The sequence below is a fragment of the Pseudomonas sp. PME37.24/025 genome, assembly GCF_055556615.1.
Genome location: NZ_JBVHNK010000003.1, coordinates 555314 through 575186, shown reverse-complemented (window position 1 = coordinate 575186; position 19873 = coordinate 555314). Strand labels below are relative to the sequence as shown.

The window sequence follows — 19873 nt, the reverse complement described above, 5'->3', positions numbered from 1 at the left end:
GAGTAAGAGTTCATGTTCCCGATGACACCCATCGCGGCTGCGCTTGCGCTGTTGTTTTGTGCCAGTGCAGCGGCGGCTCCCGTTTCTTCCGCCGGTACGACACCGCGAAGTCTGTTGGCTCAGGCCAAAGGCCTGCCGGCAGATTTCGAGGAGCATTTCTTTGATGTGCCTCTGGCTGTTCGGGTGGAGCTCGATCAGCAACCGCTGGGGGAAGCCATGGTGGTGTTGTCTCGCGATGATCGCATCACCTTGCTTGAATTTACCGATACCAGCGAAAACCGCTTCGGCCCCGCCGAGCGGGAAAAGTGGGCAAGTTATCTCAAGCCAGGCGTGCCGCTGGGCACGTGCACCGGTTCGTGTCCGGATCAGGTGCTGGCGGTGCATTACAACCTGGAAAACTCCCTCGTCTCGATCCTCACCGAAAACGCTGAGCGCGACGTCGAGGCCAAGCGTTATTACGAGCAGCCTGATGGCGGCAGCAGCGGTCTGATGGTGCGCAACCAGCTCAATCTCAACGGTGGCCAGCAACAGGATCTGGGCGGACGCTTCGGTCTTGAAGCCAGCGCCAGCCTGGGCAACTGGAGCCAGACGTTCAACATGCAACTGGCCCGTCTTGGCGGTCCGGATGACAAGCTTTATCACGCGGTCCATGAGCTTTACACCCAACGCGAATTGCAAGGCAGCTTCTTTCGCCGGGGCTATTTCACCCCCAATTCCGAAGGACTGACCCGCCAGCCGCGCACGTTCGGCACCAGTCCAGATACGGCTGTCGGCGTCATGTATGGCAGCTCCGACAGCCTGGCCATCAACAGTCCGATGCCCAGCGTCTATCCGATCTACGTCACGGCCAATCGCCAGGGTTCGGTGGAAATCTACCGCGACGGTCTGTTGATCAATACCCAGTCGGTGCCCGCCGGTTTGCAGACCCTCGACACCCGACCGCTGCCGGGTGGCATTTATGAAGTTGAAGTGCGTCTGATCGAAGACGGTCAGATCACCTCGTCCACTCAAGAGTTGGTGTACAAGCCCAACAACTGGCGCAACCTCGACGAGCGCTGGCGCTACAACCTGTTTGCCGGGGAAGAAAGCAAACTGTTGAGCAACTGGGATCAGCAATCCAGCGGTAGCGCCACGGCCGGGGCCTCGGTCAACTACCTGGCGCATCCACGGGTCATTCTGGGGCTGTCGGCGCGCCAGGTTCGCGAAAAACTGCAATACGGCAGTTCCGTCGACTGGACCCTGGCCAATCACATCAGCCTGTACGCCAATGCCTATCAGACGCAGGACCACGGCACCGGTCTGGATCTGCAAAGTCTTTATAACTATGGCGCCGGCAGCGTGGTGATCAGCCACAACCGCAGTTGGCTGGACACCACCAATCTTTACGAAACCCTGCCGGATGGCACACGGGTACGCCAACGCAATGTGTTCGTCGGTGAGACCAGCAACTCCTCACTGGCACTCAATCATCGACTCAGCAGCAAGAGCACGATCAATGCCCGGGTGTCCCACAGCGAGGGCAACGTCGAAGGCGTCGGCCTCGATCTGGGCTGGAACCAGCGCACCAACCTGTTTGGCAGCGATGGCAACTGGCGGCTGTCGCTGTTCGATCGGCCGGGCAGTTTCAGCAGTGGTAACGACCGCAATCGCGGCGTCGACTTGAGCATCAACCTGGCACTCGGTGCGCCTGGACAGCAGATCACCGGCAGCATCGGTTCACGCACGGCCCGGGACGGCGGTCGCGACAACAATGCCTCCATTGGCTGGCGCAAAGACCTGAAAGATCACGTGCTGCAAAACGTCTCGGTGACGGCGCTCACCGATACCTACGGCGTCGGCGTTTCCAGCCTCGCCAACTTTCGTACCGACGCGATCAATGGTGATGGTTTCGTTCAGCGTTCGTCCTTCAACGGCAATTTTACCGGCGGCCTCAACCTGGACAGTACCCTGGTCCTCGGCGGCCAACAGATGGTGTTGACCAGCCAGCATGAGATGCGCGGTGCCGGGCTGATTGTCGATGTGGAGTCGGACATCGACGACATTGCCCTGCGCGCCGACGATTACAGCGGCGGCAGCGCGGCGCTGAAGCCGGGACGCAACTTCATCCCGATCACCGCGTACCAGAACAGCTCGGTGAGTTTCGATTTCGAAGGCAACCATGTGCCGGCGGCCACCATCGAACCGGCCCGCACCCGTTATCACCTGAACAAGGGTGGGGTCGAGTATCGCAAGGTGCGGGTGATGAAAACCCTGACCGTGCTGGGCCGGCTGGTCGATTCGCAAGGGCAGCCGCTCAAGGGCCACCACGTGATCAACCACGCCAGTCGTGGCGTGACAGAGGTCGATGGTTTCTTCTCGATGGAAATGAATGCCGGTTCGCCAACGCTGGAAGTGCGCCAGGGCAACCAGTTGCTGTGCCAGTTCCGTCTCGAGGCCGACCGCCATCGCAGTGAAAACAACGTGTTGATGATTGGTGACCTGCGGTGTACGCCGGACACCCTGGCCGATATCACCTTCACCGAGCAGAAGGCGGGTTGAGCGATGAAAAGGTCAATGCGTTCACTGGAGGGCCTGGCGGTATTGCTGATGTTGAGCCTGGCAGGTGAATCGGCGTCGGGCGCAACCATGGATATCCGCGCGGTGTTTCGTCCCGTCCCGGCAAACCCGATGCACAACGAATTTATCAACATGACTCCCGTCACCGGGCATTGCGCGAGTCAACCTGCATTCTGCAAGGAGAAAGGGCTGTTTTCTCTGCTGACACCGATCGGCTTTCGGTCTGTCGGTGCGATCGAGGCCGGGCATAACGATCCGCGCAGGAGCCCGATGTTTCGGGTTCCGGGGGACTGGCGAAGGCTGAGCGTACGGCATGCCGACACGCAGGAAGAGGCCGAGGTGGAAGTGCGGATCGTCTCGATCGGTGGCCGCTACATTCTTTCCGATACGGCGGAAAACCTGGTGGGCGAAGGTGAGCCCACGACATGGCCCGGTTGGCACACACGCCTGTTGGGTGACTGGACCTGGGCACCTCCGGCGCCGTGCAGAAGTACCGGGGGCATGTATGCGTGGCCAGACGCCAGAACGTTCTTCTGGCTGACGTCTGGAACGAGCGTGTGCGCCGCTCGGGCCAATTACCGCATCCCGGGCTTTACCTATGAGCATGTACAGATTGGCTACGAACTGCGTACACCCAACCCGCTGAAAATGTCTTCGGGCCAATACTACGGCGATCTGACCTACACCGTCGGGCCCGGAATGGACTTCGACATGGGGGACATCATGCAGCCCGACGACTCGGTATTGACGCTCAGTTTCAACCTGGATGTGGAGCACACCCTGAAGGTCGACCTGCCACCGGGTGGAAACAAAGTGGCGCTGGAGCCAGAAGGCGGCTGGAACCGCTGGATCGAAAGCGGTCGCAAGCCGACGCGAATTTACCGCGATCAACGCTTCTACATTTCGGCGTCCTCGCGTTTCAGCGTGATGATGCAGTGCGACTCGCTGGGTGGTACTCGATGTTATTTGCGCGGTGAAAATGGCAACAGCACGCAGGTCGAGACACTGCTCAGTCTGCCCGTGGGCATCAATGGCCCCAGTGGTGGGGCGGTCAATCAGACCCCGTTGTTGAATAACGTTTGGGTGGGCCCTTTTCAGCCTGGTCATTATCTGGATCGCAAACCAGGTTCTCTGCGTTTCGAGATGCCGCGGGACGCGGTCGATTTTCTGATACAGCCCGGTTTCAGCGGAACGCTCAAGGGCAACATCACCATCATCTGGGATTCGGAAGTGTGAACCTCCGCAACCCTCCATTTTCGAATTTTGTGAGATTGAAAACATGACACGTCTGTTTTTACTGTCGATGTTCAGTGTGTTTTGCATGGCGGCGAACGCCGGGCCGCAAATTAATGTCGGCACTGTTTATGACTACCTGGATGGCGACAAAAGTACCTACCTGAAGCGGGTCTTCAACAGCGGTGACAGCACGGCGTTCGTCAAGGTCAACGTATTGGAGATCGTGTATGAGGCTGACGGCACGTCTCGGGAAATTCCGGTCGAGACCTCCGCTGACAAGGCGTCGCGCAATGGCCTGATGGCCAGCCCCGCGCGGCTGATCGTGCCGGCTCAGGGTATGCAGGGCACTCGTCTGCTGTACATGGGCGACCGTGACCGCGAGCGTTATTTCCGCGTGCGTTTCGTGCCGGTGGTGCCGGAAAAGGAGGACGAATTCGTGGTCAGCGGCGAAGAGCGCGAGGACTACAAAAAGACCCTGAGCGCCGGCGTCAACGTCATGACCGGGTTCGGCACGATCTTCTTCGTGCGGCCCAAAGACACCCGTTTCGAGACAGCCATCACTGAAACCGACAGCCGTTACGAACTGCGCAACAACGGCAACTCGGTGCTCGTCATCGATGAATTCAAAAACTGTTCATTGAGCAAGGAGAGCGATTGTGGAGCCACCACCAAACACCATGTTCTGGCGGGCAAATCATTCGGCTTCGACAAGGAAAAGGGCCGTGAATACCGTTTCAAGTTGCTCGAAGGCGAACGTAAACAGGACCTGAAAGTAGTAAGCCGCTAACGGCTGCTTCCATTGGCGGGGTAGGTAATGAATATGAGCAAGCAATGCGCCGTCGTCGTACTGATGGCAACCACCGGGCTGATGAGTGCCATGAGCTGGGCGGCACGCGAAGAGCACACGTTCGAGGTGTCACTCACCGTCCCGAGCCGGGCGTTTTACATCATGCCTTCGGAGCCTGACTGGATTCACAAACCGCAACGGCTCGTCTGGGACCCCACATCGAACCTGAGCGGCCTGCGCAAGAATTTCGATGTGCGCCATGACACCAGCGCTATCGAAGCGCGCCTGGAAAGCGCTCCCTACCTGTCGAACGGCCGGCCGGCCGACGACATTGCGCTACGGGTCAGATTCAACGGCGTTGAACTGAGTTCTGTCATGCGCCAGGTCGTGTCTCGGCAAGAAGCCGCAGCGGGCAAGCGGGTGGCGCTGGAAATCGACCCCATAAAACCGGTCGGTGGATATCGCGCGGGTGATTACGCCGGCAATGTTCTGTTGCTGTTCAATGCCAGGGCGCCGGGAGAATGAAGTATCCAGCATCGAATCTATCGGGAATGACACGAATGGGCTATTTGAAAAAATTGACCGGCAAACTGGCGTTGCTGATGACGCTGTGCGTGCCTGCGGCGGAGGCGGCGAATCAGGAGATCCGCGCGTTGTTTACGCCGGATCCCGCGCAACCGAACAATAACGTGTTCATCAACAAGACGCCCAACAGCGGTTATTGCGCGATCTATCCTGGCGAATGCGCCGCCACCAGGATGTTCAGCATCCAGGTTCCGATTCGCTTCAATTCCACTCGCCCTCTTGGGCCAGGCAGCGGCGGCGTGGGGGTGAAAGCGCCCGCCAACTGGCGGCAGCTGACCGTCACTAATCGCGATACCCAGGAAACGGAAACCGTCGAAATACGCATCACGGGTATGGGTTCAAGATATTTATTGAGCGACACAGCCGCCAATCTGGTGGGGGTGACCGACATCCTCGAAGGCCACCAAAAGCTCTGGAACGACGGCGGTTGGGTTTACGCAGCCCCGCCTTGTCTGTATAGCGGTGTAGGAAGCTACACCCCTGCGACTTATCGTTTTTTCTGGAAGACGCCAGTGCAAGCGGCCTGTACCAAGTTGCCCGCCTACACCATCCCGAGCATGTCGTTCGAGAATATGGATTTTGCCTACGAGCTGCGTACGCCCAATCCCTTGGGTATGTCATCCGGGCTTTACACCGGATCGATGGTGTATTCCGTCGGGCCAGGCGCAGATTTCGATATGGGGCCGATGATGGCGCCGGACGACAGTTTGCTGAGTCTCGATTTCGTGCTGGATGTTCAGCACACGCTCAAGGTCCGTTTGCCAGCCGGCGGAAACAGGGTGGTGCTGGAACCAAGGGACGGCTGGAGTCGCTGGATCGAGAGCGGACAAATACCAGGCAGCATTGTCCGTGATCAGAAGTTTTATATCTCCGCATCTTCGCGTTTCAAAGTCATGATGCTGTGCGATTCGCCGGGTCCGCGGCGATGCTATCTGCGCAGTAAGAGTGGATACGTTACACAGATACAACCCATGATCACGTTTCCCGCAGGGATCACCCGTAACGGCCATCCTGTTAGCAATCAAGAGCTCTTTAACAATTACTGGTTAGGCCCGTTTGAGCCTGGGCATTACGTGGATAACAAAGAGGGCAGGCTGCGTTTCTGGATTACTCGCGAATACATCGAACAATTGCTGCAGCCCGGGATGAACGAGACGTTGAGTGGTGATATCACCGTCATTTGGGACTCGGATGCGTGAAGCGCCGGTACCCTTGCAACAAGGCTCCTGAAGGCCGGACGAACGTCTGGATTTCAGGAGCCGTTTGCTCGTTTAAAGCCCGTGTTTATCCAATAGCATCCGGGTCAACCGTCGTCCCAGTTGCAGTTTTTCATCGGCCAGCGTGTTGAGGCTGTCCGAGTAGGCCTGTTCATTGATTTCGCCGGCCTCCCTGCGCTGCTCGAGAAGTCGCAACTTCTCATCGAGCGCCCGATCATTCGACTGGAAATTCTGATCATAGGTCTCGCGCAGGTAGCGGTCCCAGAACGGCTGTTCGAGCATGGCGTCAAGCAAGCCGTCCCCTTCCTCCAGCGACAGCACGGTGGTGTACGCCTGATCGATGGCCTTGTCGCTCACGGCGGCGATGTTCTGGTAAAGCATGTCCTCCGATTGCCAGGGCAAGCCAAGGCGCGATGCCAGACGGGTCTGATACGCCAGGTAAATTTCCACTTCTTCGGCCCTGCTCGGGCGTGATAGTGCGTCGGCCCGGGCAATGTCATTGACTCGTTGCAAGCGCGCGGCGCCCTTGCTCAGGCTCACCAGCCGGGTTTCCAGTTCGGCGGCATTGGTCGAATAGGCATACGCCTGGGACGCAAGCGCCTGCACGCCCATGATGTTGAAAACTTCGGAGCCGGCATCGGCACAGGTGGTGGGTTGCTCGGCGGTCTGAAACAGTTTTTCGCGCAGTGGCGTATCCAGATCTACCGCGTCGATCAGTCCCCAGACGCGACGGGACAAGGCTTCGCGGGTAGCGCCACCGGCTCTGAAATCGGCCGAACGGGTCAGGCTGTCGATGATTGTGAAGAAGCCTTCGCTGTTTGGTTCGTTCATGAGATTGTCCCAGGCCTCCGCTCTGTAAGTCCCCAGGCCAGGCGAGTTCGCACCCCAAAGCGAGGAGTCATCATCGACCGGCCATTCGTCGCGCGCATTTTTGGCCATGGGGGCGTAGGTGTTCTGGCGCGGCAAACCCACTGAATCGCGGTATTGGAACAGGATCTGGCGTTGAATATCGTCCAGGGATTCGATGTCCAGCCGTGCGCGCGCCACTACTAATGCTTGCCTTGACCCATTGACGACATTGGGTACGGTCTTGATCGGATTTTCCCGCAGGTCAAGAAAAAACCCCTTTGGACGCTGTTTGCTCAGCAACCCGCCTGGCCAGGCATCGATCCCGGTGTTTGAAAGGTTGAGCACTTTCAGGCGAGGCATGCGTTCGACATTGGGCGGCCGGCGCAGCGGGTTGTTATCGAGCCGCAGGGTTTGCAGGCGTGTCAGATGCTTCAATCGCTCAACCGCCACGTTATCCAGCACAATCTGGTTGTCGCTCAGACGCAAGGTTTCGAGCAGGTGCATGCTGGCCACGTTTTCCGGCAAACGGGTCAGGTGACAGCGACGTGCGCTGAGGTGGCGTAGTCGGGCAAAGTCTTTCAAAAGCCCCGTGGCGTCCGGCGAGAACTCCGCCCCATCCAGACTCAAAGTGCTGATCTGCTCAAGATACGGTCGGATGTCCGGCAGCTTTTTCCACCAGGGCTCCAGGTTGAAACTCAGGAGTTCAGTGGATAAGTCCAGTGCATAACCCTTGTCGAAGTGCGTGCTGCGCTCACCAAATACCAAAGGTTTTCGCTGGAAGCATTCCATCAGGCGATCAGCGATGAACGTGATTTCCCTGGGAGCAGGGAGCGTATTGTCGGGCTCGAAAGGCGTGTTCTTTGTCTTCCACGCGTCAAGGATGTTTTCCAGTTCTCTGAGTTCTTGCTTCAGGTTGTTCAGCAACTGAACAGGATCGGCGCCGGGAGGCATGGAACGAATGAAGTTGTCGATTTCATGTTCACGCAGGTGCGGATGCAGATTTTGCACCTGTTGCTCAAGGGTGACTGGCTGTCTGGAGAAAGTAGGGCCGCGCAACAGCAGGCCCGTTTCCAGCTCCGCCACCGGACGAATGGAGGGTTCCAGCAAAAGCGTGCGGCGTTCGGCCGGGGACCGGGACTTGACCATTATCCATTGCTTGAACGCTTGCCCCTGGCCGAGTCCATAGCCCAAGGACCGGCGAGCCTGCTCGGGCATGGCGCGAAGGAGTGCTTCATAAAAATCGACAGCGTCGGAAAGCGGGCGATGTTGACCGTCGACAACTTCATAACGACCGTCTCCCACCCGTAACAGCAGGCGTACTTGAGTGGCATCATCGGGACCGACGCTGCAACGCAACGGACCATCGGCGGTGCCGTCACGTATTTCCATGCGCAGATCGTGCAAGGCATCGCTATTGAGCCGCAGCGCGTTGAGCGCCAGGCGCTCGGTGTCGGCGGTCAATCGGTCGTTCTGATAGAAGCCTTCAGTGGCGCGTGTCGAACGGGTTTCAAAGGCACATTCACGGGCGCGGCTCTTGAGGTCCAGCGGCAGGCGCTGCTGCGCGACAACGATGCGCAGGTCATCTTGCCTGGCATGGGCCACCAGGCGTTCGGTGATGATTGTCGGCAGTTCAGGGTATTGCCGCTGCAAGACTTGAATGCGTCGATCGGTACTGCGTTCGCGAAAGCGATAAACGTAATCCGCGATGTCGGTCTTGCGCCCTTCGACCTGCTCGGCCAGGCGATCACGCAGGCTCTGAACTTTTGCCGGCCTGGACAATCCCGGTCCGACCAGCGCTTCCAGCTGTTGCTCATCGAGAAACCTGACAACCCGCTCCGGCAACCTGCCGGCCATCACGTCCGCCAGCCCGATGTTCAACGTCCGTTCCGGCCGGGCATTGGCGTTGCCGTACAGGCGGGAGGCGCCGAGCAGGTCGGACCGTTCATACACCCTCACGGCATGGTCGGACGGCCAGCCCGGCAGTTCGGTGATCAGTTGCTCGAACCAGTGCGATGACGGGTCTATCGGGCTTCCCGAACGAATCTGCGTGGTCGTGGCGGCGACATCTTCCATCGCCTTGAAGCGGTTTACCGTGTCTTCCAGCAATAGCGGCGGCTCGGCGTTTTCGACGTGCATGCGCCGCAGTGCGTCTTCTTCAGTGCCGCTGATCAAGCGGATGTTTTCCAGTTGTCGTGAGCTCAAGCCATCGGTCATGTGCCCCAGCCGTTGCATCAGCTTCGGGCCGTCCCAGGTCAACGGGTTTTCTCCTTCATGACGCCAGGCGCCGCGACCGTTATGGGTCAGTTTCGGTGCATAGGCTTCGGGGCGGGTAGGGTGTTCAAGCCGATACTGTGCGGTTTGCGGATCTTTGCGGGTCACGTAGTGGCGACCCTCCAAAGGAAGAATGTCCCGGCCTTGATGGCGATGCAGGCCCAGCCGGTCGGGCCTGGAATCTGTTGGCAGCGACAGATCTGGATGGGCGTAGGGCTCGATATCCGGGTGCCACAAGCGGGTTTCACCGGTGGGCAAGCTCACCGGTTGCAGGCCCTCGACCCATGTAGAAACCTTGAGCCGGAACGCGTCGGCGATGCTCGCCCCGGCGGCAAACGCGGCCAGTTGAACCACGTCCGTCACGACCCCCGCAATGTGATCCGCTGCTTCTGCCCATAGTCCCTCGGCCAAGTCCACAGCGCCTTCAATGACATCACTGGTCAGTTGATACGCGGTATAGGCCAGCATGAGTTCGCCCAGCCCCGGAACGAACGGCGTGGCAATCAACAGAGCCACATTGAAAATGTCGGAGACTATTTTTTTGAAGTTGTCCCACCAGGCCCACCGGGCCTTGCGATCGGTATCGGCGGTCGACACGGCGATGTCCCGAGCGTCATTGAGAATCTTGTTCAGTTTGTTTTGATAAAGATGTACCCAGAGTTCGCCCGTGATCGGCTTGATGTCGAAACTCAATCGCGGGTTATCGATCGGCACATCCCGCCAGCTTGGGCCCGGATCGAACGTTTCCTTTCGATGCCATTTGACCTCGAACAGACGTTGTTGCAGCCCGCCGAAGAAATGCCCGCGCTGCGAATGGTCGATGAACCGGCTGAAGAACTGGCGGTACGTCATCCCGGTGGAAGCGATAAGCGCGTCATCGCGCAGCTGGCGCGTCAATTCGTTCATGAACGCGACGGTCGAGGGGTATTGCTTGAGTGGGTGTTGTGGATCCTGCGGCACATAAACGATCACTGGCATCACCTCGTGTGATTGCTCCAGGTCCGCAGTGATCAGCACGATGCCAGTCAAGGGGATGTCGAGAATGGACAGGTCGGCGAATTGCACAGGCCTGCCTTTCCAGGTGGTGTTGCGCTGGCCCTCCAGCATTTCAATGACCCTGTCGCGGGCATCGGCGTTGATATCGCCGGCCATCGTCGCCTGTTCCACGGCAGCTCTGAAAGCGGCTTTCTCGCTTTCAACGATACGGCTTTGGAGCCAATACTTTGCGACGCCATCACGGGGCAGTAACTGTTCTTCCAGGTATCGGGTGTAGCGGGCGCCGATGTCCAACTCGCGGCACAACGCCTGAAACCTTGCGATGGAGAGCTTGTGTTTGATAGGCAAGACAACGAACTGACCACGGTAATCGGGTTGACTGATGTAATCCGAGTCCGGTCCGCAGGTTTCGCCCAGCGCGAAGTTGTGCAGTGCGGCGTCGATCAGCGAAACAGTGCGGGTGACGACACCCCCGGACGTATCGATGACATACCAGGGAAGTTCTTTGGGTAGATAAAGATGCAAATACGTTTTTTTAACGTCGACATCAATATCCAGTTTCTTCAGCGCATCGGTGAGTAGGGGCTCGGCAAATTCATAAACGTTTTGCAACTCGTCGAGAAACCGATCCACCTTGTTGCGGGAAGACCAGAGTTCGAGGCTGGCGTTTTGTAATCGGGATTGATCGAGTGCGGAGGCTGTCTTGATCCAGGGCGCGGGCGCTTTTTCGGCGCGGCCCAGTTCCCGGATATTTCGCAATGAAGCGTTTTGGAAAACCGGGTGGACCCGGCTTTTGATCAATTCGTAGTGGCGACCTTTATTGTCGGTGGCCGCTCGTTCAGACATACGTCCATGTAAGTCAGGCATGTTTTGATTAAACCTTGAGCACTAATGGGAGTCATCAGCCTAACGCCCAAGGCCCAAAGTAAAAGCCGCAATTTCTGTTGCTTGATCAGCGCCTGCACCGCTAATGCATTGGAATTATCCATGCCGAAAATAATTAATTACTACCTGTGCAACGTAATAGTTCTATTAGCGCCGCGCGACTTCAGTCGGCAAGCAACCTGTTTTGCTGCCGGGTTGCAGGTACGGCATGAGAATCGGTGCCATGCCTTTGAGCACCTGCACCGGCAACGCCGAAGTGAACTTGAAGGCTTCGGCCGTGCGCCCGGGCACGAATGCGGTCAAGGTGCCGAAGTGTGAATCGCCGATGTAGAAGACAAACGTCGCCGTCCGGTTAATGGATTTGGAGCTCAGAATCCGCCCGCCTGAACCGATGGCTTCAATGCGGTTGTCCCCAGTCCCCGTTTTGCCGCCCATGGCCAACGGTTTGCCATCCGGGGTTACAAAACTGCCGGACACCCGTTTCGCCGTACCGGCATCCACCACTTGCGACAAGGCTTCGCGCATGGCCGTGGCGACTTCGGATGGCATGACCCGTTTGCCGACGTCCGGGTCGTTGATCAATTTGGTTTCATACGGTGTGTTGGCCGCGAAGTGCAAGCTGTCGATACGCAGCGTCGGCATGCGCACACCGTCGTTGAGGATGGTGCCGATCAGTTCCGCCAATGCCGCCGGACGGTCGCCGGAACTGCCGATGGCGGTGGCCAGTGAGGGCACCAGGTGATCGAACGGATAGCCGACTTTCTGCCAGCGCTGGTGAATGTCGAGGAACGCCTCGATCTCGAGCATGGTGCGGATGCGGCTGTCGCGGGCGCCCTTGTGGCGGCTCTTGAACAGCCAGCTATAAACTTCCTGACGCTCGTACTGGCTGGCTTTGACGATCTGGCTGAACTTGGCGTCGGGGTTATTCAGCAGGTAGCCGATCAACCACAGATCCAGCGGGTGGACCTTGGCGATGAAGCCTTGGTCCGGCAGATCGTAGCTGCCGGGGCCGTAGCTCAGGTAGAGGCGTTCGAGGCGTTCGTCGGTCAGTTTTTCATTGAGCTTGGCGCCTTTGAGGTGCGAGCGTACGAAGGTGTTGAAGCTTGCCTGGTCGGCCTGGGGGAATAGATAACGATGCACGGCAGCCATGCGAATCGGGGTCGGACGCATGCCGTCGAGAAAGGTTTCGAGCCGCGCCTGGGTGTCTTTGTTGCGGTATTTCTTCCAGAACTTCAGCAGAAACGAGGTGCCTTCTTTGTCGGCGAATGAGGCCAGGTATTCCTGGCGCCGAGGGTCGCGATCGTCCTTGAGCAATTCGGCGCTGCTGTTTGGGCCGGAATAGGTGGTGTAGCGCACCAGGTCACGCATCAGCCGAATGAACGGCAGGTTGATCGACTCACGAATGGCATCGCGCAGGGTCGGCAGGCGGCCGTTGTCTTCCTTGCGGAAGTTAACGAACGTGTGCAGCCCGCCGCCGGTGAAAAAGGCCTCGCCGGGGCTGGCGGAGTATTTGCGATCCAGCGCGGCGCCGAGCATTGTCGGCAGGTTGTGGTCGGTGTTCTGAATCAGGTAATCGACGGCCCAACGGCTCAGACGGTCCTGGTCCGGGATGTCGACTTTTTTCAGTTCAGGGATGGTCATCGTCGCGTATTTATCGTGCAGCTCGGCGATGATCTGCAGGTAAGTGGTGAGCACGCGCATTTTTGCGGTGGAGCCCAGTTCGAGCTTACTGCCTTCATTGATGTCGAACGGCTGGTCAGTGCTGTCGGTCTGCACCCGTACTCGCGAGCCGTCCGGGGTCAGTTCAAACAGAGTGAAGCTGTAGCGCACCTGTGTGGTGCTGGTGGGGGTGAGCAGACGTTCGCCAATCAGGCCGATTTCCGCTGCATAGGTTGGGTCGGCCAGATGTTTGAGGTACGCGGTGGCCTGGGTTTGCAGCTCGCCTTGCAGCGTGCTGGTGGCGGACAGGTCGAGGCGGTCGAGGTCATACAGCGGACGGTTGAGCAAACCGGCCAGACGGCTGCGCGCCACGCTGATGCCCTTGTTGGTTTCGATTGGCTGAATGGTGGGCTGGGTGGCCCAGTCGCGGTAAGTCACTTTACTGGCCAATGCCGCCGCCGCGAGTGGTGCATCGATCACGCTATTCTGAGCCAGCAGGCGAATATGGCTGTCGGTGAGACTGGCCAATTCATCACGGCCCTTGGTCAAGTAATGGGAAGGGCGACGCTGAGCAATCATCAGTGACAGCATCTCACGCAAGGCCAGGCCTTTTTCCGACAGAGTCTTCGGATCGGTGTGGGTGTTGGCCAGACGTTCATTGGCCTTGTTGAAATCGGCGCCATACCAGACCCGCAAACCTTCGGCCATGCCATGCACTTCACCGTGGCCCGGCACCGCCGACAGCGGAACACTATTGAGGTAATCACGAACTACATTTTGCCGGGCCTGGAGGGTCTCCGGCCCCGCCTGGTAGGCCCGCACGCTGGCGGAAATCATTTGCCGGATCTTTTCCGCGCCCGACATCGTCAAGCCATCAGGCGAGTGTCGATATTTCTCCAACTGCGTTGCCAGCGTACTGCCGCCCGCCGACTGACCGGGCAGACGCAACAACTTGGCCACCTGGGACCACGCCGCCATGCCGAACCGTGGCCAGTCCACGGCAGGGTTGGCCAAAGGTTGACGGGGATCGAGCAAAAAGCGGTTTTCGATGAACAGCAAGCTGCTGACCACTACCGCAGGGATCGCCGCAAAGCTTGAATAGAGTTGTTGGGGATATTTGTACTGGTACAGCGGTGCCGCGCGGCAATCGGTGATCGACAGCCCGGCCTGGATTTTCTCTGCATAGGGCACGAAAAAGCCCTTGTCGCTGTACTTCATCAGCGCCGGGGAAAAGCGGGTTTGTGCCGACACCACGTAGTTGCGCTTGAGCAGGCGTGGCAGAAATTCATCCAGGGCGCTGTAACCCAAACGCTGATCGAACGGGCCTGCGCCAGGATAGCGAATCGCATCGCTGGGGCCGGGTTGCAGCTCGTATTTCAGCGAGCCGGCATATTTGCTGATTTCCCGGGCCTGAAACTTGGAGGTGCGCATTTCCTTGGCCGCGGCGAGGCCCAGGACAATCAGGATAATCAGCAGCAACAACCAGAACGCCCCCCAGCCGTGTCGGGAACGACGGGGTTTCTCAGGTAAAGGCGCTTCATCCACACGTTCAGTCGGAACCACAGTTTTACTCGAATCGGTTTGCCACAAAGCGCCCATAGTCGACTGATCCATTCACGCAGATTGATCGGACTTGTTTGAAGCTTAGACGGTGGTTGGCGTTGGTGAAAAAATTGTGAATAACCAAATATCGGGTACGCACTATTCCTTGTGGCCTGTGTGACCTGTGACCTGTGACCTGTGACCTGTGGCGAGGGAGCTTGCTCCCGCTGGGCTGCGAAGCGGCCCCAATCCTTACCATCGAGGTTTGTCTGATAAATACCATTCGCCGGTTCTGCGACTGCTTCGCAGTCGAACGGGAGCAAGCTCCCTCGCCACAAAGGTTGTGTCGCAGTTCAAAGCCAGCAAGCATCCCACAGCGGGTAATCACCAATTTTTTCCACCAATCCTGCCCGTAATGGATTGGCAACAATGTAACGAGCAAAAGGCAGAAGCTCTTCGCCATCGCGGATTGCTCTGTCGTGGTAGCCGGTCTGCCAGAAAGCCCCTTCATTGTTCGACGCTCGGTTGATGGTGAGGGTGCTGCGGGATTTGATGGCTTGCATGAGTTGCGCCAAGGAGTGTTGTTCGAGTTGTACCAACCAATGGAAGTGATCTGGCATGACGACCCAAGCTATTGAGTTGACCCACTTTTGGTCGTGGGCTCGCTTGAACTCGGCGACTAACAGGCGCCCCAACCGCCAATCAGTGAATATTCGACGGCGTTGATGCACAACCGCAGTGATGAGATAGCCCGACCCTGTTCTGAACAGCGTCCATGGCGTAGCAAATGGGAATTGGGATGTGGATGCATTCCTTGCGTCCTTTTGTAGTGATCCTCATTTGACCTTAGCTCCCTCTTTACATAGCTGAAGCTGCAACTTCTGACTGAAATTTCCTAGATCCATGAAGGATCCAGGCGCTTTTGTGGCGAGGGAGCTTGCTCCCGCTGGGCTGCGAAGCGGCCCCAATCCTTACCATTGCGGTTTGTCTGATAAATACCATCCGCCGGTTCTGCGACTGCTTCGCAGCCGAGCGGGAGCAAGCTCCCTCGCCACAGGTGTTGTGTTGTCTGAAATGGCCGAGCTAGACGCATCAAAGAGGTAAATGCTGCCTAGGTAGGGGCATGACGATGCACCATTGCTGTGCAATACTCGGCACCGTTTCAGTGGCGAATAATCCTACATAAGTCAGGTAATGCCCCTCCGAAAACCCCGCTTTTGCCGAGAGTTATGGCTGAATGTTGTGGTTTATAGAGTGAAAACCCCTGCTGGAAGCTTTTTATACTGCATGCCCGCTGATCTTGCAGGTTTTGGTCCTGCAAGACGTGTCTGCCCATGAAGCAGGCCCGGTTTCGCAGGAGCGCTGGCTTATCGGTCGGTGCTTCGACACTCGGTGGTCACATCCAATAACAAGACGAGGTTGTACCTATGCCAGTCGGCAATCACCTGCCTCACGGCGAGACCGCTCAGGGCGGCCCGCTTAAACGCGAACTCGGCGAACGGCATATTCGCTTGATGGCGCTCGGTGCCTGTATCGGCGTCGGCCTGTTCCTGGGTTCGGCCAAGGCCATCGAAATGGCCGGCCCGGCCATCATGCTCTCCTACATCATTGGCGGTCTGGCGATCCTGGTGATCATGCGCGCCCTCGGCGAGATGGCCGTGCACAACCCGGTCGCCGGTTCGTTCAGCCGTTATGCACAAGACTACCTCGGCCCGCTGGCAGGCTTTCTGACCGGCTGGAACTACTGGTTCCTGTGGCTGGTGACCTGCGTCGCGGAAATCACCGCGGTGGCGGTGTACATGGGCGTCTGGTTCCCCGACGTGCCGCGCTGGATCTGGGCATTGGCGGCGTTGATCAGCATGGGCTCGATCAACTTGATCGCAGTGAAAGCCTTCGGTGAGTTCGAGTTCTGGTTCGCCCTGATCAAGATCGTCACCATCATTGCGATGGTGGTCGGCGGCATTGGCGTGATCGCTTTTGGCTTCGGTAACGACGGCGTCGCCTTGGGGATTTCCAATCTCTGGGCCCATGGCGGCTTCATGCCCAACGGCGTGCAAGGCGTGTTGATGTCCCTGCAAATGGTGATGTTCGCCTACCTCGGCGTCGAGATGATCGGCCTGACTGCCGGTGAAGCGAAGAACCCGCAGAAGACCATTCCCAATGCGATCGGCTCGGTGTTCTGGCGGATTCTGCTGTTCTACGTCGGTGCCTTGTTCGTGATCCTGTCGATCTACCCGTGGAACGAAATCGGCACTCAGGGCAGCCCGTTTGTGATGACCTTCGAGCGTCTGGGCATCAAGACCGCCGCCGGCATCATCAACTTCGTGGTGATCACCGCTGCGCTGTCGTCCTGCAACGGCGGCATCTTCAGCACCGGGCGCATGCTTTACAGCCTGGCGCAGAACGGCCAGGCCCCGGCCGGTTTCGCCAAGACCTCGAACAACGGCGTGCCGCGTCGTGCGCTGCTGCTGTCGATCGCTGCCTTGCTGCTGGGCGTGCTGCTCAACTATCTGGTGCCTGAGAAAGTCTTCGTCTGGGTCACCGCGATTGCCACCTTCGGCGCGATCTGGACCTGGGTGATGATCCTGCTGGCCCAGCTCAAGTTCCGCAAAGGCCTGAGCGCCAGCGAACGTGCCGGCCTGAAATACCGCATGTGGCTGTACCCGGTCAGTTCTTACCTGGCACTGGTATTTTTGGTGCTGGTGGTCGGCCTGATGGCGTACTTCCCGGACACTCGCGTGGCACTGTATGTAGGCCCGGCTTTCCTGGTGCTGCTGACGGTGTTGTTCTATGTGTTCAAGCTGCAACCGACCAATGTGTCGCAAGGTGCGGTGCGTTCGGCTTCGTAAGTCGCAACGTCGGAAATACAAAAGCCCCGGTCGAGATGATCGGGGCTTTTTTATTGGTTGCGATCTCCTGTGGTGATGGGCTTTTGTGGCGAGGGGGCAAGCCCCCTCGCCACAAAAGCCCATCACCACAAAAGCTCCCCAGCACAAAGGTTTGCTTGTCTCAATATCAGACAACGGCGATTTGGGCCGGCCGATTCAACCGCTTGTTGAAATCCAGCCAGGCTCCCAACAACGCCATCAACCCGACTCCCAGCAGCGCACTGAAAATCTGCATTGCCAGTGTGTTCCCGCCCAAGGCATTGAGCATGTCTGCCAACGGCGCCAGCAACACGCCAAAACAGAACACTTCCAACGAATAACGGCCCATGCGACAGCTTTGTTGCGCCAGCCAGTGTTGCGTCCAGCCCGTGCCCGGCAACAACCTGGCGGTGACGTAGGCGAGGGCGAGGAAGTGCAGCAGGCGCGCCGGCGAGAGGTTGGTCTTGCTGATCGGATAGAGCCATTCGCCGAGCCGTTGGGGCATGAAGGCGTCATGCACGCTCGGCCACTTCCACGACACTGCGATCAGCCCGGTCACCATCAGATAGGTCAACGCGACGATAAAAACCGGCTGCCGAATCAGCGGTCGAGGTTGCGGCACCCGAGGCCTTTGCCCGTGAATCGCCACTGCGCCACCGAGAATAAACAGCAGCTGCCAGGCCATCGGATTGAAAAACCACACGCCACCGTCGGTGCCCGCCAGGTTCCACTGGAGCCATGGCGCCAGCAGGTACAAAACCACCGACAACCCCACCACGTATTCAGCCTTGCGCAGCAGCATCGGTAGCAGCAGCGGCAGGCCGAGCAGCAAAAAAATATACAGCGGCAACGGGTCCATCAGGTTCGGCTTGAAGCGCAGCAACAACTCATCCATCAACGCCTGCTGCGGATTGCTGAGGAAATACTGCAAGCCCATTTCCTGCACCAGATCACGGGTTTCCACGTGGCTGTTGGCGAAAAATACGATGCCCATCAGCAGCGCCAGCAAAAAGATATGCACCACATAAAGCACCCAGGCGCGTCGCAGGATTTTCACCGTGGCGACCATGAAACCGTCGCGCCGGGCGATTTTGCCGTAGGCCAGCACGGCTGCGTACCCGGCCAGGAACACGAAAATCTCCGCTGCATCGCTGAAACCGAAATTGCGCACCGTGAACTGCGCGAGCGGGTTTTGCGGCACGTGATCCCAGAAGATGAAGATCAGCGCCAGGCCGCGAAAAAAGTCGATTCGGTGATCGCGTTCAAACGTCATGACAGCGGGCTCGTGAGCGGGGGCGGCGCGCAGGGTGGCGTGATTCGCGGGTAATTGCAAAAGGCTGGATATTACCGAATGTCTCAGCTGCCTATAGCGAACGAATTCAAGCCATGTCCGTCGGTCTGCCGGGCAGTTCGCGCACCAGAACGACCCCCGATGAGCGTCCGTCGAACATCTACACTTCATTTCTCAGGAGTGTGAAACGTGAAAGTTTCGCTGATTGTCCCGGTATTCAATGAAGAGCAGGCGATCAGTCTGTTCCATCAGGCAGTGCGTCGCGAATTGAAACTTGACCCGTGTGAGGTCGAGATCGTGTTCATCAACGATGGCAGTACCGATCGGACGGCTGAGCAAGCCAAGGCGCTGGCGCAGGTCGATGAACAGGTATTGCTGATCAACTTCTCGCGCAACTTCGGCAAGGAGCCGGCGCTGTTTGCCGGGCTGGAATACGCCACCGGCGATGCGGTGATTCCCATGGACGTGGACCTTCAGGATCCGATCAGCGTCATCCCGCGGTTGATTACCGAGTGGCAAAAGGGCGCCGATGTGGTGCTCGCCAAACGCCGGAATCGTGACAGTGACAGTTATTTGAAACGTCACAGCGCATCGCTCTTCTATCATTTGTTGAACAGAATTTCCTACACCCGGATCGAAGAAAACGTCGGGGATTTCCGGCTCATGGACCGCAAGGTGGTCAATGTGATTCGCGCGCTTCCCGAGCATCAGTTGTTCATGAAGGGCGTTCTGTCCTGGGCCGGGTTCACCACGGCGGTGGTGGAATACGAACGGGCCCGGCGAGTGGCAGGACGCAGCAAGTTCAATGGCTGGAAGCTGTGGAACCTGGCGCTGGAAGGCATTACCTCGTTCAGCACCGTACCGTTGCGGTTGTGGACTTACATCGGTGGCGGCATTTCGATCTTCGCGGTGCTGTACGCGGTGTACATGGTGCTGGACAAGATTTTCTTCGGCAACAACGTCCCCGGTTACCCCTCGCTGATGACGGCCATTCTGTTTCTCGGCGGCGTCCAATTGATTGGCATCGGCATCCTCGGTGAGTACGTCGGCCGCATCTACATCGAGGCCAAGCACCGGCCCCGTTATGTGGTTAAGGACGTCATCGGCGGCACAGACCGGCTCGGGCTTTAGC

10 protein-coding genes and 1 pseudogene are annotated in these 19873 nt (G+C 58.2%); 7 read left to right on the top strand and 4 right to left on the bottom strand.

The window, feature by feature from the left end:
- The first annotated feature begins 12 nt into the window (after window positions 1-12).
- The 5 genes from ACZ3HH_RS08580 to ACZ3HH_RS08560 are packed head-to-tail and all read left to right on the top strand — an operon-like array spanning window position 13 to window position 6363.
- Window positions 13-2538, top strand: a complete 2526-nt coding sequence (locus ACZ3HH_RS08580; RefSeq protein WP_465803989.1) for a CS1-pili formation C-terminal domain-containing protein — start codon at window positions 13-15, stop codon at window positions 2536-2538.
- A gap of 15 nt (window positions 2539-2553) precedes the next feature.
- Window positions 2554-3792 (top strand): hypothetical protein, encoded by a 1239-nt coding sequence (locus tag ACZ3HH_RS08575; protein ID WP_465803987.1) that lies wholly within the window; start codon window positions 2554-2556, stop codon window positions 3790-3792.
- Window positions 3793-3835: 43 nt separating this feature from the next.
- Window positions 3836-4579 (top strand): molecular chaperone, encoded by a 744-nt coding sequence (locus tag ACZ3HH_RS08570; protein WP_465803986.1) that lies wholly within the window; start codon window positions 3836-3838, stop codon window positions 4577-4579.
- Between the two features lie 33 nt (window positions 4580-4612).
- Window positions 4613-5104: a CS1 type fimbrial major subunit gene (locus ACZ3HH_RS08565; RefSeq protein ID WP_465803984.1), complete on the top strand. Its 492-nt coding sequence runs from the start codon at window positions 4613-4615 to the stop codon at window positions 5102-5104.
- A 35-nt stretch (window positions 5105-5139) separates the two neighbouring features.
- Entirely contained in the window at window positions 5140-6363 is a 1224-nt protein-coding gene (locus ACZ3HH_RS08560) for a hypothetical protein (RefSeq protein WP_465803983.1), read from the top strand.
- 72 nt (window positions 6364-6435) lie between these two features.
- Here ACZ3HH_RS08560 and ACZ3HH_RS08555 read toward each other — a convergent pair whose 3' ends face one another.
- The 3 genes and pseudogenes from ACZ3HH_RS08555 to ACZ3HH_RS08545 form a co-directional block, all read right to left on the bottom strand.
- On the bottom strand, window positions 6436-11364 hold the full coding sequence (locus ACZ3HH_RS08555) for an NEL-type E3 ubiquitin ligase domain-containing protein (RefSeq protein WP_465803982.1): 4929 nt from the start codon (window positions 11362-11364) through the stop codon (window positions 6436-6438).
- A gap of 165 nt (window positions 11365-11529) precedes the next feature.
- A complete protein-coding gene (locus ACZ3HH_RS08550) occupies window positions 11530-14640 on the bottom strand; it encodes a transglycosylase domain-containing protein (RefSeq protein ID WP_465803980.1) in 3111 nt (1036 codons plus the stop codon).
- Window positions 14641-14936: 296 nt separating this feature from the next.
- Window positions 14937-15394: pseudogene (locus ACZ3HH_RS08545) on the bottom strand (REP-associated tyrosine transposase).
- A 616-nt stretch (window positions 15395-16010) separates the two neighbouring features.
- Here ACZ3HH_RS08545 and ACZ3HH_RS08540 point away from each other — a divergent pair.
- Window positions 16011-17432: an amino acid permease gene (locus tag ACZ3HH_RS08540; RefSeq protein ID WP_465803978.1), complete on the top strand. Its 1422-nt coding sequence runs from the start codon at window positions 16011-16013 to the stop codon at window positions 17430-17432.
- Between the two features lie 166 nt (window positions 17433-17598).
- Here ACZ3HH_RS08540 and ACZ3HH_RS08535 read toward each other — a convergent pair whose 3' ends face one another.
- The gene (locus ACZ3HH_RS08535) at window positions 17599-18723 is read right to left on the bottom strand and encodes an OpgC family protein (RefSeq protein ID WP_465803976.1); all 1125 of its coding nucleotides are present in this window, start codon (window positions 18721-18723) and stop codon (window positions 17599-17601) included.
- A gap of 207 nt (window positions 18724-18930) precedes the next feature.
- Between ACZ3HH_RS08535 and ACZ3HH_RS08530 the strand changes: the two genes are divergently transcribed.
- On the top strand, window positions 18931-19872 hold the full coding sequence (locus tag ACZ3HH_RS08530) for a glycosyltransferase family 2 protein (protein WP_465803974.1): 942 nt from the start codon (window positions 18931-18933) through the stop codon (window positions 19870-19872).
- The last annotated feature ends 1 nt before the right edge of the window (window position 19873 follow it).